The 21,498-nt window shown below is 64.1% G+C and carries 14 protein-coding genes; 4 read left to right on the plus strand and 10 right to left on the minus strand.

All coding sequences use genetic code 11. The features are described 5' to 3' along the window. Positions 1-47 precede the first annotated feature (47 nt). From WBP07_RS30020 to WBP07_RS30035, 4 genes are all read right to left on the minus strand, one after another. A complete protein-coding gene (locus WBP07_RS30020) occupies positions 48-3,011 on the minus strand; it encodes a TonB-dependent receptor (protein ID WP_395396889.1) in 2,964 nt (987 codons plus the stop codon). Positions 3,012-3,203: 192 nt separating this feature from the next. Further along, entirely contained in the window at positions 3,204-5,936 is a 2,733-nt protein-coding gene (locus tag WBP07_RS30025; protein WP_395396890.1) for a TonB-dependent receptor, read from the minus strand. A 232-nt stretch (positions 5,937-6,168) separates the two neighbouring features. Further along, positions 6,169-7,242, minus strand: coding sequence for a Ca2+-dependent phosphoinositide-specific phospholipase C (locus WBP07_RS30030; RefSeq protein WP_395396891.1), 1,074 nt, complete (start codon positions 7,240-7,242; stop codon positions 6,169-6,171). A 122-nt stretch (positions 7,243-7,364) separates the two neighbouring features. Then, entirely contained in the window at positions 7,365-7,883 is a 519-nt protein-coding gene (locus WBP07_RS30035; RefSeq protein ID WP_395396892.1) for a TetR/AcrR family transcriptional regulator, read from the minus strand. A gap of 289 nt (positions 7,884-8,172) precedes the next feature. On the opposite strand from WBP07_RS30035, the gene WBP07_RS30040 reads away from it, so the two are divergent. The 3 genes from WBP07_RS30040 to WBP07_RS30050 all read left to right on the plus strand — a co-directional run bounded on the left by WBP07_RS30040 (position 8,173) and on the right by WBP07_RS30050 (position 12,985). Beyond that, positions 8,173-9,483, plus strand: a complete 1,311-nt coding sequence (locus WBP07_RS30040) for a cytochrome P450 (protein ID WP_395396893.1) — start codon at positions 8,173-8,175, stop codon at positions 9,481-9,483. A 209-nt stretch (positions 9,484-9,692) separates the two neighbouring features. Next, complete coding sequence (locus WBP07_RS30045; RefSeq protein ID WP_395396895.1) at positions 9,693-10,427, plus strand: ABC transporter ATP-binding protein; 735 nt, start codon at positions 9,693-9,695, stop codon at positions 10,425-10,427. Beyond that, positions 10,424-12,985 (plus strand): lysostaphin resistance A-like protein, encoded by a 2,562-nt coding sequence (locus WBP07_RS30050; RefSeq protein ID WP_395396896.1) that lies wholly within the window; start codon positions 10,424-10,426, stop codon positions 12,983-12,985. The genes WBP07_RS30045 and WBP07_RS30050 overlap by 4 nt, the downstream gene beginning before the upstream one ends. Before the next feature lie 42 nt (positions 12,986-13,027). Here the strand turns inward: WBP07_RS30050 and WBP07_RS30055 are convergent, their stop codons facing one another. After that, a complete protein-coding gene (locus WBP07_RS30055; protein ID WP_395396897.1) occupies positions 13,028-14,233 on the minus strand; it encodes an MFS transporter in 1,206 nt (401 codons plus the stop codon). A 101-nt stretch (positions 14,234-14,334) separates the two neighbouring features. Here WBP07_RS30055 and WBP07_RS30060 point away from each other — a divergent pair, with 101 nt between their 5' ends. Continuing rightward, positions 14,335-15,114, plus strand: coding sequence for an AraC family transcriptional regulator (locus WBP07_RS30060; RefSeq protein ID WP_395396898.1), 780 nt, complete (start codon positions 14,335-14,337; stop codon positions 15,112-15,114). Positions 15,115-15,141: 27 nt separating this feature from the next. Here the strand turns inward: WBP07_RS30060 and WBP07_RS30065 are convergent, their stop codons facing one another. The 5 genes from WBP07_RS30065 to WBP07_RS30085 form a co-directional block, all read right to left on the minus strand. Then, complete coding sequence (locus tag WBP07_RS30065) at positions 15,142-15,786, minus strand: 2'-5' RNA ligase family protein (RefSeq protein ID WP_395396899.1); 645 nt, start codon at positions 15,784-15,786, stop codon at positions 15,142-15,144. 169 nt (positions 15,787-15,955) lie between these two features. After that, positions 15,956-18,004 (minus strand): FUSC family protein, encoded by a 2,049-nt coding sequence (locus tag WBP07_RS30070; protein WP_395396900.1) that lies wholly within the window; start codon positions 18,002-18,004, stop codon positions 15,956-15,958. A 174-nt stretch (positions 18,005-18,178) separates the two neighbouring features. Further along, complete coding sequence (locus tag WBP07_RS30075) at positions 18,179-19,765, minus strand: ATP-binding protein (protein ID WP_395396901.1); 1,587 nt, start codon at positions 19,763-19,765, stop codon at positions 18,179-18,181. After that, a complete protein-coding gene (locus WBP07_RS30080; protein ID WP_395396902.1) occupies positions 19,762-20,493 on the minus strand; it encodes a response regulator transcription factor in 732 nt (243 codons plus the stop codon). The genes WBP07_RS30075 and WBP07_RS30080 overlap by 4 nt, the downstream gene beginning before the upstream one ends. A gap of 78 nt (positions 20,494-20,571) precedes the next feature. Next, positions 20,572-21,468: an SDR family oxidoreductase gene (locus WBP07_RS30085; protein ID WP_395396903.1), complete on the minus strand. Its 897-nt coding sequence runs from the start codon at positions 21,466-21,468 to the stop codon at positions 20,572-20,574. Positions 21,469-21,498 lie beyond the last annotated feature (30 nt).

Genomic DNA, 21,498 nt, shown 5'->3' on the forward strand with positions numbered 1-21,498 from the left:
TAGAGGCACCGGAGCGCCGAACGGGGACAGCGGCGGTCCGTTCATCATCAGAACGTGCAGCGCATGCCGAAGGAGAAGACCCGGCCGGACCGGGTGCGGGCCAGCAGGCGCTTCGCGACCCGGTCGGTGTACTGAGTGATCGGCGCATCGGTAAGGTTGCGTGCCTCAAACATGGCCTGAAGGGTTCTGGACAGCTTGGCATGGGCCGCGAAGTCGAGCGTCATGCCGCCCTTGATCCATTCGCCGATGTTGCCATTGTTGCCTATGTCGATGCGGTAAGTGCCGCGCCACGCCGCCGCCACCCGCGCGTCCCAGCCGCGACCGGTGTAGTAGAGTGTCGCATTGCCGGACCAGCGCGAGAGGTCGATCAGCGGAAGTTGGATCGCCGTACTGTCATAGATCACGTCGCTGTGGCCGGAGGCGAAAGTCACATTGGCCTGAACACCCAGCCGGTCGAGCGGGGCGGGCAGGAATCGCAAATCGCGCTGGACGGCGGCTTCGGCGCCGAGGATCGATGCGCCCTTGCCGTTCAGCGGCCGCACCACGTTGTAGAGCGCCGAGCCGTCCAGCCCGTCATAGAGGAAGGCCAAGGGCAGCCCGGTATCGCCATAGGCCATGACCGTGGTTTCGGACGTGATGAACGATTCCATCCGCTTGTAGAACAGGCCGAGCGAGGCATAGCCGTCATGCCCCATGTACCGTTCCAGCGAGAGGTCCAGCGCCGTCGCCGCGAAAGGCTTGAGCGCGGGATTGCCGGTCTCCACGGTGCCGCCGAAGGGCGTGGAATTGACCGATGCGGCGGCGCGCAGGTCGGCGACGTCCGGCTGGTTGAGATTGCGGCTGGCGGCCAGTCGCAGCCGCAGGTCGCGGGCGAGATCCATCCGGGCCTGGAACGAGGGGAGCCAGGCGGAATGGCGGCTGCGCTGGACGACGGCGACCAGGGTGGTGTCGTCGCTGGCCTCGCCCGATGAACTGGTGTCCATCCGCAAGTATTGCAGGCCGAGTTCGGCCTCGACCGGGACGGAACCCAATGCGAAGTCGAACTGGGCGAGGGCGAAGGCGGCATAGCCATTTTCCCGCACGCGGTAGGCGGTGCCGGGAAGGTCGGAAGTGGAGGTCAGGTCGCGCGATTGGCCGAGTGCCGCGAACGTGGCGTCAAGATCGGCGACGACGTAGCGGGCCAGCGAGCGCGGTTCGATCAGCGCGGTGACAGCCTGGCCGGCATCGCCTCGATAGTCGGTGGTGACGCGCCTTTCGTAGCCGTCGTTGCCGAAGAAGCGATAGCTGCCGCCCACGCGCAGTTCGATGTGCGGTCCGAAGCGTCGCACCAGTTCGATCCGCGCGCTGGCATTCTCGTTGACGATGGCATCCTCTCGCACGTCGGCGCGCATGAGGTTCCAGTTTGCGGCGTCGGCAATGTCGAAGCCATAAGTGTTTCGCGGATGTGCGCCGGTGGCCACATAGGCGAAGTCCTGCCCGGTGGATTCCAGGAACACCTTGTCGAACACCGGCTCCTCGAAGTCCGACCGGGCATAGCCGGCGCGCGCTTCGATCCGGGTGGAATCGCCGAGCGGGCGCTGCACCGAAAGCACCGCCTGATCGAAATCGGTGTGATCCTCGGTTACCTTGCGCTCGGTGCGCATGTCGATGCCGCTGAAGTCCGCCGCGACCATCGTGTCGCCGACGATCTTTACGGAATTCAGCACTTGCGTGCCGTCGATGGTGCCGGTGGTGAGGCCATTGGTGCCGGCGGCTGCCAGCGAATATTCGCCGCGGTGATTGGAAAGCCGCGCATGGATAACGTCGAGCGTCACGTGCAGTCCGTCGTCGCCCTCATGCTCCAGCGATCCGACGATGTTCAGGCGGTCGAACCGATTGGTCCAGGTGGAATAGGTCTGCCCGCGCGACATGTAGACGGGATCGCCATTACCCGTCAGCCGTGCGCGGTCTTCTGTGCTGATGCCGGGGCCGATATTGGCTTCTCCGAACGTCACCGGCACCCAGTCCCAGTTGCGATAGCCGTATTCGGTCACTTCGTTGCGGCTGTAGGAGACTGCGAAAAGCGCGCCCCAACTGTCGTTGCGGCGCGAGACTTCGGCTGTCACTTGCGGCGTGATCGCGCTGCCGTTGCCCGATGTGCGGCCCTGCACCGACAGCAGCGTCACATCGTTCGGCCGGTCGAACGGGCGCAGGGTGTGGAGCGCGACGGTGCCGCCGATGCCGCCGGCGTCGAGGTCGGCCGACCAGGTCTTGCGCACTTCCACCCCGGAAAACAGCCCGGCGTCGAACACCGAATAGTCGAAGCGGCGCTGGCGGCTGGCGGAGCCGCGATTGTCCATCCCCGATGCGGTCGTCGCCAGCGCCTCTATCCCGTTCAGCGTGGTGCGGGTGAACAGCGGGCCAAGCCCGCGAAGCGAAATCTGCCGCCCTTCGCCATTGTCACGGCTGATGGCGATGCCGGGCAGGCGTTGGAGGGCGTCGGCAGCGTTGTGGTCGGGGAAGGCGGCGATGTCCTCCGCCCGCGTCACTTCGAGGATGGAGCGGGAAGCGCGCTTCACGGTGACGGCCTGTCGCAGGCTCTCGCGATAGCCGGTGACGACGATGGGGTCGTCGTGGGCTTCCGGTGCCGCGGGCAGGCCTGCGCCCGGTAGCGGAAGGGTGGCCGCGACGCGCGGCTGGGCCGGCGTCACCAGATAGCCGCCGGGCACCTGCCGGATGGTGACGGGCAGGCCCTCGGTCACTTGCCGGATCGCCTCGTCCAAGCCGAAGCGGCCGCGCACGGGGCGTGTGGTCCGCAAATCGGCCGGAACCGAAGTGACGATCTGCATGCCCGACCGGCGCGAGATCTCCGCCAGCGCGTCGGCCAGCCGAAGCACCGGAATGTGGAGCGAGACCTGCGCCTCGCGCGCCTCCGCAGCCGCCGGAATGATGGCGAGCGCGGGGCATGCGGCGAGCACGAGGCCAGCGGCTGCAAGGCGGCGCGACCGGCCACCGGGGAGGAGCGAAGACACGGGGGAGCGCCCTTTCGAGGGCGCGCCTAGCCGGGCTGGATGACAGTCATGTGAAATGCATGTGACTGAAAGTTCGGAAAGAGATGTCCTACGAAAACCGGCCCGAACGTGGTGACGTTCGGGCCGGGAGCGGCAGGCAGGTCCGGGGGATGGGCCTGCCTGCGGCGTGGGTTCGCATGGAGGCAGATGCGATCAGAATTCGAAGCGCACGCCGCCCATGATCGTCGTGCCCGAACGGGTGTTGACGTAGAGACGCTTGGTGCTGTCCGAGTACTGCTTCTCGTGCTGGTTGGTCAGGTTGATGGCGTCGAGCGTCAGTTGCACGCCTTCCATCACCTTGTAATGGGCTGAGGCATCGACATAGATCGTCGCGGCATAGCCGGAGAGATCCTGGTCCAGACCCAGCGTGCTGGTGATCGGCGCCGCGCTGTAGACGTAGCTGCTGCGGTAGTTGGCCGATCCGCGAATGTCGAACTTCGCATCCTGATAGTAGAGCGTGATATTGCCGTTGTACTTGCTCAGCCCTTCCAGCGTGGTGTTGGCGCCGCCGGTGTACATCGTCGAGTAATCGTACTTCGAATTGACGTAGGTGAAGTTCACCGCTGTACCGAAGTGGTCGAACGGTGCGGGCAGGAAGGTAAAGTCCGTCTGCGCGGCCAGTTCCAGGCCCCAGAGATCGGTCTTGCCCAGGTTCACCGGGCGCGAGAACGAAGTGACGATGGTGCTGCCGGTCACGCCGGAAACGAGGTCGGTCGAAAGCCCGGTCTCGCTGTACGGTATGTCATTGACGGTCTGGGTGGTGATGAAGCCGTCCAGGGTCTTGTAGAACAGCGCGGCGCTGACCGAACCGACCTTGCCGAAGTAGTACTCGAGCGAAAGGTCAAGGTCGGTCGACTTGTAGGGCTTGAGCGCCGGATTGCCGACCGAAACGGAGAGTTCATTGTTGTCGCCCACGGATACGGTGCCGTTCACCGCCAGCGAGCCGAGCGAAGGCCGGTTGATGTTGCGCGCGGCGGAGGCGCGGACGACGAGGTTCTTCGATGCGTCGAAGATCAGGTTCATGGCCGGCAGGAAGCCCTGATAGCTCGATGAGACGGCGATCGGCGTATCGGCGCCGCCCACCGTGCCGATACCGGCCGAGAGGATGTCGGTGTGGTAGTAGCGGCCGCCGATATTGCCCCGGAACGGCAGGTTGCCCAGCATGTGGTTCCAGTCGTACTGGACATAGCCGGCGGCGGTGCGTTCCTCCACCGCGAAGACGCTGTTCTTGGTGGTCAGGTAATCGCTGCGGTCGATGCCCAGCACGTCCAGCGCCTTGTCGTAGTCGACGATTACCCAGTCCTGGCCCTTGTAGCCGGTGTAAACCTTGGAATAATCGCTGATATCGGCGCTGACGGTGCCGTTCTTGAACGCGGTCAGCAGCGCGTCGTTATAGGTGCGCTTGTAGCCCGAGTTCTTGAAGCGGCGCCATTCGCCGCCGACCGAGATCTTGTCGTCCGGCGTGATCTCATAGGCCAGCGCGCCCTTCACGTTGTCGAAGGCAGTGTCTTGGAAGCTCTGGTTCATGTCGATTTCGTGCGCGTGGTAGTTCGCCGCGTCGCTCGTGTCCCAACCATAGGTGTTGACGAGTGAGTAGCTGCCGCCGCGATAGTCCGAGATCACGTCGCCATAAGCTTCGGTATAGAAGTGGTCGTCCACCGGCATGTCGTAGCTGGAGCGTTCGATACCGCCGAGGAAGGTGGCTTTCAGGCCGGGGACGATTTCCGCATCGCCGCTCAGCACCAACTGCTTGAAGGTGTTGGTGGTCTTCTGGATACGCGTTTCGGTGGCGGTCTGCGCATTGGAAACGTCGAGGTAGGTCACCTCGTTCTGGTCGTTCCACTCGATCGCGTTGATCGTGGAGTTGGGGTACGTCACGCCCGCGAAGGTCTGGCCGCCGCCCAGCCAGGTGGAGCCGCCGCCGCCGCGCGAGGCGAGGTGGGTTTCGAAGCGATCGGCCTTGTACTTGCCGTAAAGACCGTCAAGCGTCAGGTGAACGGTATCGGCCGGGTTCCATTGCGCCGACGCGGTTACGCCAAGGCGGTCCTGCGTGCTGTCCCAGACCGACAGACGGTTGCCGCGGGCGAAGCGCAACTCGCCGGAGTTGATCTTGTCCTGCTCTTCCTGCGTCAGGTCGGAAATGTCGGAACCGTTGGCCTTGTTCAAGCGCCAGCGATAGGTGTCCACGCCGGTTTCGCGGGTCTGGCGGTGGCTGTAGGCGGCGGAAACGAGGATGCCGAAATTGCCCCAGTTCTTGGAAACGAGGCCGGTCAGGCGCGGCTGGAAGTCCTTGGTCAGCGTGTTGGTACCGCCCGAGGCCGAGAAGGCGACCTTGGTGCCCGAATAGTCGAACGGACGCGCGGTGTAGAGACCGACGGTACCGGCAAGGCCGCCTTCGGTCTGTTCGGCCGAGAACGACTTGCGCACGTCCACGCGGTTGAACAGTTCGGCGGCGAAGATGTTGAAGTCGAACGCGCGGTCGCGCGTGCCTTGGCCACGGCTGTCCTGCGGTGAATCGACGTTGCCCAGCACTTCCATGCCGTTGAGCTGGACGCGCGTGAAGTCCGGGCCCAGGCCGCGCAGACTGACGCGGCGGCCTTCGCCGGCCTCGCGATTGATGGCGACGCCGGGCAGGCGCTGCAGCGCTTCGGCAAGGTTGAGGTCGGGGAAGGCGGCAATGTCTTCGGCGACGATCGAGTCCTGAATGATCGTCGCCTGGCGCTTCACGTCGCGGGCGCCTTGAAGGCTGGCGCGAAAACCGGTGACGACGATGCTGTCATCGTCTTCGCCCGCAGCAGTCGCTCCCGCTTTGTCCTGCGCCAGCGCGGGCTGCGCCGCGAACGCTAGAGCCGTCGATACCAGCCAGAGGCTGCGCCTGTTCCACATTGTCGTATCCCTCATCTTCCGTTGATCGATGAAACGGCCCGGATCGGGTCCGTGATCGAGGGTGAAGAGAGGGATACGGCTCTGGCGGGGACAAAAGAATTTTATGAAAGTTCAGGGACTAAGTGTGACATTTTTATGAAATCGATATCGAATTCGATTTATGTGAGCGTAAATTGAGAGGGGCTTTGTTTTTTATTTCGTCGTATTCGAAGAACTATTTGCGCAGTGCGATTTATTTCGTCTCGATGTTGGTGCGATCTGCGGCATCCAATTCGAAATCGGGCTTCAGTTCTTGCGGACAGCGAGCCGGATTGCAGCGCGTCACCACGTCGCCCGGCAGAGCCACGCGATAGCCGGGCAGGCGCGGATCTTCCCAGAGATAGTCGGTGGAGATGTATTGCGCGCCGCTGGCCAATGCCGCGCGCAAGCGGGCGAGAGTGCCTGCACGGGCCTCGCGCGTGTCGGCATCGGCGCGGGTGCGCACCATGAATCCGGCCTTCACGTCGCGCGCGATGCGATCGCCTTCGGCGATGGGATCGTTGATGGTGAGATAGGCGGCGGCGGGGGAATTCTCATCCGTGTTCACGAAGAATACGCGTCCTTCCAGCGACTTGCGCTTGCCGCGATAGATCGAAATCGTCGGCTCATGTTCGTCCAGCGCAAAGAAGATCTTGCCCCGCGCCGCGTCCAGCTTGGGCCAGTTGCCCGCCAACACGGCGTCGCGCAGCGTCGGATAGCGGCCTTGCACGTCATCGGGCAGGATCAACTGCTTGCGCGGGATCACCGAGAGGATTTCGCGGTCCAGCGCGTCGAACGCCTTCTCGTCGAAGCGAAGCGCGGGCTTGCCGTGTTCAGGATCGGCGGTTTCCTTGGCGTTGAACATCAGCATGATCGGCGCGTGATCGGGATGCGCGGCCGACCAGTCGCGGATGATTGCAAGGCAGGTGGCCAGCCGCTCGCAACTGCTGCCCGCGTCGCTGAAAGCGATGTGCAGCACCTTGAAGCCCGGCTTCACCAGTTCGGCGTCGGACTTGTCCTTGGCATAGTAGCCGCCATCGGGATCGTAGTTCACGTCGATTTCCAACTGACGCGCGCCGTGGTCCAGTTGCTCGGCGAGCGGTCGGTGGCTGTAGTCCAGCGCTTCGGCGGCGGCCTCACTCTTCGCGGCGATCGCGCGGCGGACATCCTCGCTCATGGCCTGCTTGTAGCTGTTGTGCGTGCCCACGGCCTGTACGTCGTTCATGTGCAGGGCAGGCGCGGGGGCAAGGGATGAGGCGGCGGCAAGCGCCAGAGAAAGGAGGGGCATGGACGCTCCGGACAGGGGGAAGAAGTCGGGCGTCCTTAACCACAAGCATGACAGCAGTTTGGCGGTCCGTGCCACGCCATCGATGTCGCGCGAAATTCGGCCGGGTCGTTCCTGCCGCCGCCCTATTCCAGATCGATCGGGATCCGGCGGCTGTAGACCCGCACGACCAGACTATCGAGCAGCTTGACCACGTTGCCGATCGGATAGCCCTCCTCCTGGCGCAGCCACCAGGTCAGAATGTCGAAGATCGCATTCGTGACAAGTTCGGTAACGAGGTCCGGCGGAAGGTCGGGGTTCGTTCGCGGGCGTTCGTTCGATATCTCGTTTGCGATGCGCGAAAATTCGCCCCGCATTTCACCTTGCGCGCCGGCAGTCAGCAGCGTGGCCCAGAGCTTGCGATGTTCGGCAACGTAGTCGCAGAGGTCACGGAGAGAATTGGCGCCGCCGCGAGCGAAGGCCGGCTGGGATCGGTTGAGCAGGTTTCTCACCTGCTCGGTCGCCACATCCGCCAGCAGGTCTTCCTTCGTCGCGAATTGGCGGAAGAATACCGGATAGCTGACGCCGGCCAGTCGGGTGATTTCCCGTATGGTGATCTGATCGAGCGGCTTGGTGACGATCAGTTCGAGGAGCGCGCCGCGCAAGGCTTCTCGCGAGCGGGTGACCCTTATGTCGTGGGGCCTGCTAATGCGTTCCTTGGCTCGCTCTGGGATAGGCATCCGGGAAATCCTCTGGGCTGCACGGGTAAGGTCGGGCCACTGTCTTGGCAAGCCCGTGCCAAGGCTTCGCTACGCGTCATTTAACGCCCCGGCGCTGTCTGCCTCTATCAACATTGCGGCCTGCCCATTCGGATTATACGTTACACAGTGAAACGTAAATCGGGACGACGCCATTTGTCGGCGTGACAATCCTGCGTCAAATGGGAGCCATGGCATGAACATGATCGAGCGTGACTATTATACCGACCGCAGCGTCCTGCTCGATCCCTACGACTGGTTCGAGGAAATGCGGGCGAAGGGCCCCGTTTGCCGGATGGCCAATCGCGATCTGGTCCTGGTCACCGGCTTTGCGGAGGCGGTTGAGCTGCTCAACAACGCCAGCGACTGGTCCAATGCGATCAGCGTCAGTGGCCCGCTGCTGCCGCTACCGTTCGAGCCGGCGGGAAGTGACATCACTGACCTTATCGAGGCGCACCGTCCGGAAATTCCCCTGTCCGACCTGCTTGTAGCCAAGGATGGCACGCCGCATGTTCACTCACGCGCGCTGATCTCCGCCCTTTTCACGCCGTCGCGGCTGAAGGCCAATCAGGAATACGTCACGCAGCTGGCCGATCGCATGGTGCGCTGCGTGGTGGACAATCGCGGATGCGAACTGATTTCAGAGATCGCCAGCCCGTTCGTGACGTTCGTCGTCTCCGACATTCTGGGCGTGCCGGAAGTCGACCGCGACGAATTCCGCCGGATCATCGACCTCGCCCCGCCACCCGGAAACATGGAGGCCGCGCCGCCGCCCGGCAAGGAGGCCGAATGGGCGGCCAATCCGCCCACGATAGAGGGGACCAGTCCGCTCGAATTCATGGCGTCCTACTTCTATCGCTATATCAGCGAACGTCGTGCCAGCCCCCTGCAGGACGATGTCCTGTCGGAGTTCGCCCACGCCAGCTATCCCGATGGAAACCAGCCCGACATCGCCGAACTGATCCGGCTCTCCACCTTCCTGTTCGGTGCCGGTCAGGACACCAGCGCGAAGCTGATCGGCAACGCCATGCGCTATCTCGTCGACGTGCCGGGTCTCCAGGACCAGCTGAGGGCCGACAGGAGCCTCATCCCCGCCTTCATCGAGGAAGTCTTGCGGCTGGAGGGATCGACCAAGGTGGTCAAGCGCCTTGCCAAGCGTGCGCTGCGGGTCGGTGACATGGAGATTGCGCCGGGCACCAAGGTGGTCATCGCCATATCCGCTGCCAACCGCGATCCACGGCGCTGGGAGGATCCGGCGGAATTCAGGCTCAATCGGCCGGGCATCAAGCAGCACCTGGCCTTCGGGCGGGGTGCGCATACTTGCGCGGGCGCTCCACTGGCGCGCTACGAAGTGCGGATCGTCTTCGAGAAATTCCTCGAACACACGCGATCAATCGCGCTGTGCGAAGACCGCCACGGCACTGCCGGCAATCGCATCTTGGACTTCGAGCCGACTTACAGCATGCGCGGGCTGGCCAACCTATTCGTGAAATTCGAACCAGCTTGATCGCATAGAGATCGTTTTCGCCGCCCGAATGGCGATCAACACGCGGCGACGACCAGCCGTGGGACGCTTGAGGCCGTTTTCGACGGGCGAATGACGAAATGTTCAGGCTATTGAAAATGCAATAAATCCACGCGATGGCAGTTCATTGCCAGGTGGGGATTGCCGTTATTATGCAAGAATTGGGGGCGCTGCCAACGAAGGCGGGGGAGATGGATATCGTTACTGTCCGGAACGTGACCAAGACGTTTGGCGAAAAGATCGCCCTGGACGACGTCTCGTTCACGATTCCGGGCGGCCAGATCTGCGGATTGCTGGGGCCTAACGGCGCCGGCAAGACCACGCTGTTCCGCTTGCTGATGGGAATCCTCAAGGCCAGTTCGGGCATCCTGGAAGTGGCCGGGCTCGATGCCTTCGAAGAACGTGTCGCCGTAAAGCGCCTGATCGGATTCCTGCCGGACGAGCCGGTCTTCTATTCCTACATTTCAGGACGCGAACTGCTGGAACTGAGCGCCGGCATGCATGGCCTCGACCCGAACGAGGCGATGGACTGGATCGAGCCGATTGCCCGGCGCCTGCGGCTTCTCGACGATCTCGACGCCTATGCCGAAGACTATTCTCGTGGCATGAAAAAGAAGCTGGGCCTGCTGCTGGCCTTGCTGCACCAGCCGCGTCTGCTGGTGCTGGATGAGCCGACCAACGGGCTGGATGTCGAATCCACTCATCTGTTCTACGATCTTATCGAGGAATGCGCGGCAGCGGGAACGACCGTCCTGTTTTCGACCCACCTGATGGACCATGTTTCGCGGCTTTGCTCGCACGCGGTCATCGTCAATGAAGGCCGGTTGATTGCACAAGGGGCGCTTGAGGAACTGAAGCAGACCTATGAGGAGGAGAGCCTGGAGGCTCTGTTCCTGAAGCTGACGACCCGGGATCAACTGGCATGACGAGCCAGAGTGCTGCCATCGGTTTCTGGAAAACGGTGGTGTTGCTGTTGAAAGCGTCCAGGACGCGGGCGAACGGGCGTCAACGGCGCCAGCAGCAATTGTTGAACAACCGCGGCGCGAGCAACTGGTCGCCACTGGCGATGGTCTTTGCCGTGATAGTCATGGGGGTGCTGAACGGGGTCGCGGCATTTGCCGTGATCGGCGGTGTGGAGGCAGGGCAGCGGCTTGATATCGAGCGGCAAGGCAAGATCGTCGTGAGCAACGCGTTCCTTCGGCGCGTGCAGGTCGTCGAGAATATCACCACGCTGGGGCCCAATTACACCAGCATCGCGCTAGAGGACTACTTCGCCGAAGAGGCGAAACATATTGCCGAAAAGGACGGCGGACGCGAAGCCGATGTCGAAAACCGGCTTCGGGCCGCAGTGGCCGCATCGGGAAGCCGTGATCTGATTGCGTGGCGCGAGGCAGAGGCCGGGATCTCCGGGGGTGTGCCCGTGCGCTCGGCCGCAATGCTTGGCTCGCTGGGCCTGGTCTGGTGGTTTGCGATGCTGATCTGCCAGGGGGAGGGGATCGAGCTTGACCTCCAGCGCCGGCGGCATCCAATGTGGGAATGGCTCTTCAGCCATCCGGTGGGGGCCGGCGCGGTTTTCTTCGCCGAAATGCTCTCTCCGCTCGCCGCCAATCCGGTCTACTGGACCGTGCCGGTATTCGTCGCCGTACTTTACGGCTTTGCCCAGGGCCCACTCGTCGGGCTGTGGGCGGCCGCAGTTCTTGGTATCCCGCTTGCCATCGCGGCGGCCTGCGTTGGCAAGGCGCTGGAAATCGGAGCGATCCTGCGTTTGCCTGCCCGCAGCCGTGGAGCCGTGATCGGCATTCTCAGCTGGTTCGGCTTCGCCTCGATGATCGCGATGTTTTTCGCTTCCCGCTTCATAACGCCGATTGCACTGTTCTTTGGCGATTGGGTGGAGGCGGCGGCCAGATTGCCCTGGCCGCTCCTCAGACTATTCTTGGGGATGGCGCCGGATGGCACCTTCTCTTTCGCGCGCGGCATGGCTTTCTGCTGGAGCGTCAGCGCGCTGTTGATCGCGGTTTCGGTCGTCTTCTGCGCCCGATCGATCCGCAATGGGCTGAGCGGGGCTTTCGCATCCGACAACTTGGCGGTCCGTCACGGAACGACAGGCAAGTTCGGCAGCGATCCTCTCTTCCGCAAGGAATATCTGTGGTTCCTGCGCGATCGCAGTGCGATCGTCCAGACGATCCTCATTCCGGTGACGGTTGCCGGCTTCCAGCTCTTCAACTTCCGCGGCTTTTTCGAACACGCGGGCGATGCATGGAACTATCTGTGCGGCGTCGCGATCTTCTTCGGGACATATTTCCTTTGGGTTCTCGGTCCCAAGTCGCTGGCTTCGGAAGGAGCCGCACTCTGGATCGCGCTGACCTGGCCGCGCGGGCTTGAAAGCATGCTAAAGGCCAAGGCCCGGCTCTGGTCGCTGATCGCGACAGGACTGGTGATGATCATCCTGCTTTGGGCGTGCTGGTCGTTTCCGCAGCAGAGTTGGAAGATCCTGCTCGTTGCCGCAGGCTGGTACGCCTTTTCCCGCAGCATGGCAGAGAAGGCGGTGACTCTGGTCACGGTGACATCGGAATCGGGCGAAGCGCAGAAAGTGTCGTCAGGGCGGCGGTGGGCCGCGCAATTGGGCATGCTCACGTTCGCCATCGGCATCTGCACGGAGCAATGGCATCTGGCGATTGTCGGCGTCGTCTATTCCTGGATCACCGCGGCAGCCATGTGGGAAAATCTGCGCGCACGGCTGCCGTACCTCTACGATCCATGGTCGGAAGTGCTGCCCGCGCCACCGACGCTGATGCACGCGATGGTCGGGATCAGTGTGCTGGTGGAATGTGCTTCGGTAATGACCGCCCTGTTCTTGCAGTTCTTCGGCGCGGCCAGTCTGGCGATCGCCCAGAGCCTGGGTTACGCGATCTGCGCGGTGGGGGTATCGATCGGTGTTGCCCATTTCCTGCTGGGGCGCGGCGTTTCGCCTGCACAGGTCTGGAATTGGCGCGAGGAAGAGGGCGACCGTGAAGAGACCGGGGATTTCGTCCGCCAATATATCGCGGCCGATCGCGACGAGGCACGCTGGTTGCTGTTTGGCCTGGGTGGAGGCGCGTTGCTGGGTCTTTTCGCCCATCTCTACATGATGGCGATCCGGCTCATTCCCTCCATCGGGGGGATGATGGAGGCTTCGGAAAGAGATATGCACGGCATCCCCGGGATAGTTACGGCCTATGCCGTGATGGCCATCCTGTTCGCGCCGTTTGCTGAGGAATACCTGTTTCGCGGCCTGCTTTTCCGGGCGCTTGATCGGCATTGGGGAGGATGGAAGGCGGTGCTGGGCGCAGCCGCCTTCTTTGCGATCTATCACACGCCGCTGGCGTGGCTCCCCGTGGGGCTGCTCGGCGTCGCGAACTGCCTGCTCTTCAAAAAGTCCGGTCGCTTGGCCCCGGCCATCCTCTTGCACATGGCCTACAACACGGTCGTCACTTTATGGATATGACGCCGGCTGTGAGCGTGCGGTCACCGCTCGGTGCCTGCGCGCTCACGCCTTGTCGATGCGGGGCAGGAACGCTGTCAGCAGGCCGATCACCGGCAGGAAGGCGCAGACCTGATAGACCGTTTCGATGCTTGTGTGGTCGGCCAACCAGCCCAGTGCGGCGGCGCCAAGGCCGCCCATGCCGAATGAGAAGCCGAAGAACAGGCCGGAAATCATTCCGACCTTGCCGGGCACCAGTTCCTGCGCGAAGACGACGATGGCGGGAAATGCCGAAGCCAGGATCAGGCCGATCACCACCGTCAGCGGGCCGGTCCAGAACAGGTTGGCGTGCGGCAACAGCAAGGTGAAGGGCAGGGCGCCCAGGATCGAGAACCAGATCACGTACTTGCGCCCGAAGCGATCGCCCAGCGGGCCGCCCATGACCGTGCCGACCGCGACGGCTGCAAGGAAGGCGAACAGGTGCAACTGCGCGTTCTGCACCGAAAGCCCGAAACGGTGGATCAGGTAGAAGGTGAAGTAGCTCGTCAGGCTGGCGAGATAGACGTACTTCGAGAAGATCAGCGACAGCAGGATGGCGATGCCGCGCATCGCATGACCCTTCGGCAATGCGATCGACGCGGTCGCCTTGCGGCCGGCGGCAAGGCGCGCGAGGCCGTGGTTGCGATACCATGCGGCAACGTTCCACAGCACCGCGCCCGACAGAAGCGCGAGCAGGGCGAAGAAGGCCAGGCTGGACTGGCCCCACCGAACGACGACGAGCGCTGCGGCGAGCGGCCCCAGCGCCTGGCCGGCATTACCGCCGACCTGGAACAGCGATTGGGCAAGGCCGTGCCGGCTACCGGCCGCCATCCGCGCCACGCGTGAGGATTCGGGGTGGAAGACCGAGGAACCCACGCCCAGAAGCGAGGCACCGACCAAGACCAGCCAATAAGTGTGCGCGGCCGAAAGCACCGTCAGCCCGGCGAGCGAGAACAGTGTACCGCCCGGCAGCGCCAGCGGAGTCGGGCGCTTGTCCGCATAGAGGCCGACCAGGGGTTGCAGGATGGAAGCAGTGATCTGGTAGGCCAGCGTTACCAGCCCGATCTGGCCGAAGCTCAAGTGCAGATCGGCCTTCAGCGCCGGGTAGATCGCCGGAAGCAGAGACTGCATCATGTCATTGAGAAGGTGGCAGAAACTGATGGCGACGATCACGCCGAATACCGTTCCTGTTACTGCTTCGTTCCCCGGAGCGCTGGCTTTGGTCGCAGCCATCCTTGTCTCGTCCTTTTTTCCTGCTTCGTTGCTCTATCTTGTCTGGTTTGTGCCCTATCCCCTTTCAGAGCGTCCCGCTTCGGCGTATGGGTCAAACAATTATGCAAGTGGGACAGTCCATCCAGCGCCGTTCGGCTGACTTCGAAGACGTGCCGCGCCCCGTGGTCGGCATCGGCAACGATTATCCGCCGTCCTTCGAACTGGCCGAACACAGTCATCGGCGCGGCCAGTTCCTTTATGCGGCAAGCGGCGCGGTGGCGGTCAGCACGCCGGAAGGCGCGTGGGTGGCGCCGCCGGAGCGAGCGGTGTGGATTCCGGCGGGAACACCGCATGCCGTGAGGATGGTCGGCGCGGTCCAGACACGCAGCGTGCTGATCGACCAGACGGCGAGTGCCATGCTGGCAACGACCTGCCGCGTCGTCACGGTATCGCCGCTGCTGCGGCAACTGTTGGTCGCCGCATCGGAGGTGACCGCCGAATATGATCTTGAAGGGCGCGATGGACTGGTGATGGGCCTGCTGGTTGCCGAAATCGGCCGCGCGCCGGTGATCCCGATTGCCGTGCCCTTTCCGCGCCACGAAGCGCTGGCGCAGCGCTGCCACCGTTTCCTCGAACGACCGCAGGCCAACGAGACCATCGACCAGTGGTCGGATGCGTTGGCGATGAATCGCCGCCGCTTCACGCGCCTATTCCGGCGCGAGACTGGCATGAGTTTCGCCGAATGGCGCCAGCAGGCCTGCCTTTCGGCCGCGTTGCCCCGGCTGGCGGCCGGCGATGCTGTCACTGCGATCGCACTCGACCTGGGCTATGACGGACCGGGCAATTTCGCGACGATGTTCAAGCGCGTGCTGGGTGCGCCGCCGAGCCGCTATCGTCCGTGATCGCGCGTCCGGTTTGCCGGCATGCGATCAGGGATGATCCGCGCAGGGAAACTCGGCCAGCGTCTTCACGACCTGGCCTTTCGAGTTGACCAGGCCGATTCCAATTCCTTCCACTTTGCCGGTCGCCTGCGGCAGGTCCTTGCCCATGCTCGCTACGAATGTTGCCAGTGCCGGATTGGTTTCTTCGGCAAGCAGCGTCAGATGCGGCTCGAACTGCATGAAGACATTGGGGGAGCCATAGCGTTCGAAGGCGGGAAGCTTGGCTGGGTAGGCACTCATCCAACCGGGGGGCGAGACATCATGGTCGCGAAATGGCTCGGCCGCCAGGGTGACGAGATCCGCCAGCCTCTGCAGCGCGGCAGTGCGCTTGACCTGCAGGAACAGCCAGTTGGAAGGGGTGCGCTCGGTGCCCTCGACGAACAGGGGGAACGACTTGCAGTCCTTCGCGACATTGGCGACCGCGGCCTTCAGATGCGGCTCTGCATCCGCCGGATATCGCGTGAGGTAGAGCGTGACGTGGACGGCATGCCCCTGTGCGTGGAAGCTCGTCATCCCCAATTTCGCAAGATCGTCGCTGGCTTTCGCAACGGCATCCACCACCGGCTGCGACGGAATGGCGTAGATGTCGATGCTGACCGAATCTTCAGCCCGCGCGGGAGGCGCGACGCTCATGGTCGCGATGAGGGCGGGGACGAAAGCCCGGACGCATTGGCGGAGCATGATGATGGCCTTTCGGGCTGGCAAAGCGGAACGAGATGCAATCGGAAATTGCCGAGGGTGCGCATGCGGGCCTGCATAGCCTGAACATTGGCAACGGCAAACCCGGCCCCTGCCGGAGCGATCAGGCGGCGATGGCGTGCTGCGTCAGTACGCGGCGCAAAGTGAGCAGTGCCAGCAGGCCCTCGCGGGCATGGGCGGGGTCTGCGTGGAGGAGGGCCCGAACGGCGGCATCGATCGTCTCCGCCAACGCCGGGTCTGCGGTGCCATTCCGGCGCAGGCGCTGTCGATAGTGGCCGCAGACTGCTTGCGCCACGCCATTGAACGTGGACGGGATCGCGCCCGGCGCACCCTGGCTTGCATGGCGCAGGCGCAGGAGGGCTCCGCCGACGCGCAGGTCGTCGAGCGAGGCTAGCAGGGTCTTTCCATCGTCCCGTCCGCCGGCGGCAAGGCGCGGCGCCAGCAGGCCGATGCGATCGAGCCCAAGGCCCAGCCATGCTGCGAGCGAAGGCGCTGCCGGTCCGTGAAACCGCGCGATGTCCCGCCAGTTCGAACGGACCAGGCGCCGCGCCGCCTGTGCCGCGCCAACGGTCGAAAACAGGCGCAGCATGACCACGGCAAGCCCCGCGCCGAGCAGTTGCGCCAGCGCGCCATTGGCGAAGCTGCGGAAGTCCCCCACATAATGCTCGTTCAGGCCGACGAGATTGAGCAGGCCTAGCAACAGTCCCGTTGCCGGAAGTGCCATCTGCGGCCGGGCCAGCAGCGATCCGCACAGCAGCAGATAAGGCGCGAGAACGGCGATGAGCACCGCGAATTCGGACACGCGCGGAAGGACCGCGAAGGCGTAGAACGTCGCTACCAAGGTCGCCAGCGCCCAGCCGACCAGGAACCTGTTGAGGAGCGTCGCAGGCCGGTCGAATCCCGCGAAAAGAGAGCAGCAGATCGCCGCGATCATCACCGCGCCGTCGCCGCTGGGCCAGGAGGTGAAGCGCCAGACGGCGATGGCAAGGCAGACCGTGGCCATGGCGTTCAGCCCGGAGCGGAGGGCCAGCACGCGGTCGGCGTGAAGCGGCTGCGCGCTGGCGCGTTGCAGTAATCCGGGCACAGTATCCCCGACAGGGGCGCGGGAGGGCGAGCCAAGCTGGCGTCGAAGTGCGCGGCAATTCTCGTGCGCTTCGACGAGTTCGGCAAGTCGGGCGGCAAGGCCCAGTCGCTGCAGGGCCGGTTCGTCCATCCCGGGGCAGATGGCCGGTTCCAGCGCGGCGGCGCGGGCGCGCAAGGCGGCGGCCCTGCCTTGGGAATGGCGGTTTTCCGAGTCTTCAAGCCAGTCACGGGTCTCGCGGACCAGCCTTTCCATATCCGGATCTGCCCAACCACCCTCGCGCAAAGCCAGCAGGCGTTCTTCGACGGCGGCGGCAAGCGGAGCCAGCAGGGCAAGCTGCTGCTGGAGCGCGCGGACCACCGAAACGCGCAGGCGCCGCCGGCCCGTATCGAACGGGAGGTGGACCGAAAGCTGGTGCAGTTCGCCAATGTCGAAGGCCAGCTTGCGCCGATCGCGGTCAAGGCGTTCGCGGTCCGCTTCGTCCAGCGTGTCGATCGACCAGCACTCGGCATCGTGCACGATGGCATCCACGCGCGACAGCAGCCGGTCGGAAACGGCACCTGGCCAGACCAGCGAATGGACGAAACCGGCGCAGACGAAGCCCAATCCGATTTCCTGCACGCGTGCCACGGCGGTCATGAAAACCGCTGCCGGTTTGTCGATGATCGGAATGCCGACAAGGATCGCAGTGAAGCCGGCTAGCAAGAACATGTAGGCGCGCGGCGTGCGATCCAGCACCGCAAGGTAGATGCACAGCCCCAGCCATGCGGCCAGCGCGAATGTCAGCGCTTCGGGCGATGACCGCAGGTTCGGTAGCAGGATGACGGCGACCGCGCCGCCGATGGCCGTCCCGCAAAGCCGGAACACCGCCTTAGAATGGACTGCGCCGGAAAGCGGATTGGCGACGATATAGGCCGTCATCACCGCCCAGAATGGCTTCGGGAACTGGAAGATCAGCGCCAGATAATACGCCAATGCTGCCGCCAGCAGGCATTTGATGGAGAACAGCGCGGCCTTGAGATCGGTAGATGCCAGCCAAGTGCGGCGCGCCGCAGCGGCTATTGTCGCCATAGCCGCAACGCGGGGCCGGCCGACGACACCGGCAAATGGAAGCGGAAACGGGCGGGTTCGACAAGATACATCCCCGACGCGTTAGGGGGCGGGGCTGGGGCGTACTAGCTTGCGCTGGAGAGACAATCTGTTGCCGAGGCGGCGACAATGGCGGACGCGGGGATGGCTTGGCTATTACGCCTGTTCAACCGACAGGGCGAGACACGTGATCCTGAAATGCGCTCCCCGGGCCGACGGAAGAAGTTCCAGTTCGCCATTGTAGGCCTGCAGCAGCGAACGGGCGATCGGCAAGCCCAGCCCGGTGCCGCCATGTTGCCGTTTGCTGGTGAAGAATGGCGCGAATATGCGGGATCTGTCGGCTTCGGTGATGCCTGGGCCATCGTCCGCCAAATCGACGTGGAGGAGGTCCTTGTCGGCGCTCAGCCGGATATCCAGCCGTTCGGCCCCCGCCTGGCGGGCATTCTCCACCACCGTCGTCAATGCCGCTTCCAGGGCATTGCCGTCGATAGAGGCCGTGGGGCGCGTGTCAGGCAAGCGCACGTCGATCGTGAAGTGGTCGTCTGACAGGGCATCGGCCACGGCGCGGATGATCGCGTGCGGCTGCGTCGCGGCGTCGGGTTGGCCCACCAGAACGTCGGCTCGGGCCAGGTCCATCAGTCGGCCGACCAGCCGGGCAAGGCGTCTGGCGTCGGCGGCCATGTTCCCAAGGAAGCGCTCGCGCTCCGCCGATGCCATGTCCGCGCCGTGGTCCTGCAGCAGTTCGATGGCGCCGGAAATCCCGGCCAGCGGCGTCTTGAACTCGTGGCTGACCGAAGAGGCGAAGTCGCGCAGATAGCGGGAGCGTTTCTCGATCGCGTCGGCCATCTGCTCGAAATCTTCGTAGAGTGCGCGGATTTCCACCACTTGTAGCGTCGGCTGCCGAGCGGCGACACGTCGGCCCGACGTTAGTTCCCGCGTCGCACGGCTCAGCCCCTCGATCGGCCGGACGATCGCCCGCGAGAGAACCGCCGAGAGCACCAGCAACATCGCAAAGATCGCGATCACGCCCAGCGCGATCTTGCCCCTGTCCTCATAGACGCCAAGGAACAGCGCGCGCGGCGAACGCGACACCAGCAGCACGCCCACCACTTTCCCATCGATCACGATCGGGCGGGCGTAGTGCAGTCGGATGTCGACGGCGCGGCTCAACCAGTCGAGCGCGTGTTGGGGGGCATGGCCGTCGTTAGCACGCAGAACGGTCATCGGCGTGCCAGCCAGCGCGGCGTGAATTTCGGGAAGCGCTGCAAGACTTCCACCCGCCTCCCGCCCATTGAGCAGGATTCCCTGGCGATCCAGCATCAGGATCGAGGCAAGCGTCGTCACCTTGGTTTCCTGGAATGCCGGCATCATCCGCCAAGCCAGCGCCAGCGCAGCCGGATCGGGCCGAAGCCCGGTGGCAGCTGCCTGGGGGCGCGGCGGCAGGATGGGAGAGGAGCGCAAGTCCACCTCGGTCATCCGGTCGTGATAACGGTCCGGAACGGGCGGCGGGGTGGCGGGCAGCGGAATGCCCTTTCCGATCACCGCCGCCGCTGCGGCCAGCGCGGCGCCTTGCGCGACCAATTCGGCCTCGGTCCGCCGGACCAGCGCATTTTCGTAGACGCGCAGGAAGATCGCCCCGAACCCCGGCAGCGCCGCCACGAAGAGCAGGGTTGCCAGCAGGATCGTGCGCAAGTGCAGGACCGGCCAGCACCGGGCGATCACTGTCTTCAGCGCGCGGATCATTCGCGGGGCGCGGCTCCGGCGCAGTGCCCCAGTCGATAGCCGATCCCAGCGCGCGTTTCGACCACGTCACTGCCGCCGGCCTCGGCGAACTTCCGGCGCAGGTTGCGGACGTGGCTATCGATGGTCCGGTCGGTCAGCGCGAAGCCGGGGCCGCGCAAGCGGTCGATGATCTGGTCGCGTGAGAAGATACGCGTCGGGCTAGCAAGCAGGGTGCGCAGGATGGTGAATTCGGTCACCGTCAGGCCTACATCATGGCCGTGCCACTGCACTGTCCAGCTTTCGGGATCGAGGCTGAGGAGCCCATGGCGAAGCACGGCGATCGTCTCCACCTCCCCAATGGCGGATGCCTGCCGGGCACCGGTGCGCCGCAGGATCGCCATCGAACGAGCGACGACCTCTCGTGGGGAGAATGGCTTCACAACATAATCGTCGCCGCCCAGTTCGATGCCCAGGACACGATCGATCTCATCATCGCGCGAGGACAGGAAGAAGATTGGCACTTCGCTTTTCGCACGCAGCCGGCGGCAGACTTCCAGCCCGTCCATGCGCGGCATGTTGATGTCGAGAATTACCAGATCGGGGGTATGCCGCTCGACCTGCGCCAGCGCCTCCTCACCATCGGCGGCCTCGATCGTGTCGAGGCCGGCCTTGCCGAAAGCGAAGACAAGCAACTGGCGGATATGCGGATCGTCGTCGACGAGAAGGATGGTGCCGGGCATGGGCGACATGTTCATTTCCTCGACGCCGGTGTCAACGCGCGGGAACTGACAGGGATGGGGAGATGTGCTCGATCACCTCCCCTTTCGTCATGCCGCCAAGGAATAATCCATGGCCCGTAGGTCATTGAGCAGGTCCGGTCCGATCGGCTGCCAGCCGAGCAATTCGCGCGTGCGCACGCTAGACGCTGGCATGTCGAGGCTGGCGAACATCGCGAACCAACCAAAGTGCGCGGCGGCTTCCTCCCGCTTCAGCGAAATGAGGGGCAGGCTCAGCCCCGCTGCAACCGTTTCCGCTATGGCACGCGCGGAGATGCCTTCCTCCGCCACGGCGTGGTAGCGGGCCCCGGGGTCTCCCCGTTCCATGGCCGAGACGTAAAGCTTTGCCGTGTCCAGCACATGTGCCGCTGGCCAGCGGTTCGCGCCCTCTCCCACATAGGCGACGACGCCCTTTTGGCGGGCAATGCCGATGTAAGGGGAGATCAACCCCTGTCGCACAGTGTCATGGACCTGCGGCAGCCGCAGGACAGAGACGTTCACGCCGGTGTCGAGCAGGTCTTGCCCTGCCCGTTCCGATATCGTGCGGGGATTGGGATGTTCCAGATTGAGCACGTCCTCGCGTGCCAGGCCGCCCTCTGGCGGCGTGCCCATGCCGGTGCCGGACGTGATGACCAGCGGGCGGTTCGAGCCTTTGAGCACGGCGCCGAGCGCAGCGATCACGCGGCGATCCTTCTCGCAATTGGCCAGGAAATTGGAGAAATCGTGATCGAACGCGGTGTGGATCACCGCATCGGCATTGGCGGCGCCGGCGGCAAGCCGTTCCGGATCCTCCAGCGAGCCACGATGGACTTCGGCGCCGGCGGCCAGCAGGGCGGCGGCGCCTGTGTCGGACCGGGTAAGGCCGACAACTTCATGCCCGGCAGCCAGGAGTTCGGGCAGGATGCGAGAGCCGATGAAGCCCGTGGCACCAGTGAGGAATACGCGCATGAATGGAAACTCCAATTGGGGGAGTCGCTC

This window comes from Novosphingobium oxfordense (genome assembly GCF_044029435.1).
Classification (GTDB): domain Bacteria; phylum Pseudomonadota; class Alphaproteobacteria; order Sphingomonadales; family Sphingomonadaceae; genus Novosphingobium.

What these genes read in the sequence shown, in the direction of transcription:
- WBP07_RS30025 (WP_395396890.1), bottom strand. Translation starts at nt 5,936, where the DNA reads ATGTGGAACAGGCGCAGCCTCTGGCTGGTATCGACGGCTCTAGCGTTC.
- WBP07_RS30030 (WP_395396891.1), bottom strand. Translation starts at nt 7,242, where the DNA reads ATGCCCCTCCTTTCTCTGGCGCTTGCCGCCGCCTCATCCCTTGCCCCC.
- WBP07_RS30040 (WP_395396893.1), top strand. Translation starts at nt 8,173, where the DNA reads ATGAACATGATCGAGCGTGACTATTATACCGACCGCAGCGTCCTGCTC.
- WBP07_RS30045 (WP_395396895.1), top strand. Translation starts at nt 9,693, where the DNA reads ATGGATATCGTTACTGTCCGGAACGTGACCAAGACGTTTGGCGAAAAG.
- WBP07_RS30050 (WP_395396896.1), top strand. Translation starts at nt 10,424, where the DNA reads ATGACGAGCCAGAGTGCTGCCATCGGTTTCTGGAAAACGGTGGTGTTG.
- WBP07_RS30055 (WP_395396897.1), bottom strand. Translation starts at nt 14,233, where the DNA reads ATGGCTGCGACCAAAGCCAGCGCTCCGGGGAACGAAGCAGTAACAGGA.
- WBP07_RS30060 (WP_395396898.1), top strand. Translation starts at nt 14,335, where the DNA reads ATGCAAGTGGGACAGTCCATCCAGCGCCGTTCGGCTGACTTCGAAGAC.
- WBP07_RS30065 (WP_395396899.1), bottom strand. Translation starts at nt 15,786, where the DNA reads ATGAGCGTCGCGCCTCCCGCGCGGGCTGAAGATTCGGTCAGCATCGAC.
- WBP07_RS30070 (WP_395396900.1), bottom strand. Translation starts at nt 18,004, where the DNA reads ATGGCGACAATAGCCGCTGCGGCGCGCCGCACTTGGCTGGCATCTACC.
- WBP07_RS30075 (WP_395396901.1), bottom strand. Translation starts at nt 19,765, where the DNA reads ATGATCCGCGCGCTGAAGACAGTGATCGCCCGGTGCTGGCCGGTCCTG.
- WBP07_RS30080 (WP_395396902.1), bottom strand. Translation starts at nt 20,493, where the DNA reads ATGTCGCCCATGCCCGGCACCATCCTTCTCGTCGACGACGATCCGCAT.
- WBP07_RS30085 (WP_395396903.1), bottom strand. Translation starts at nt 21,468, where the DNA reads ATGCGCGTATTCCTCACTGGTGCCACGGGCTTCATCGGCTCTCGCATC.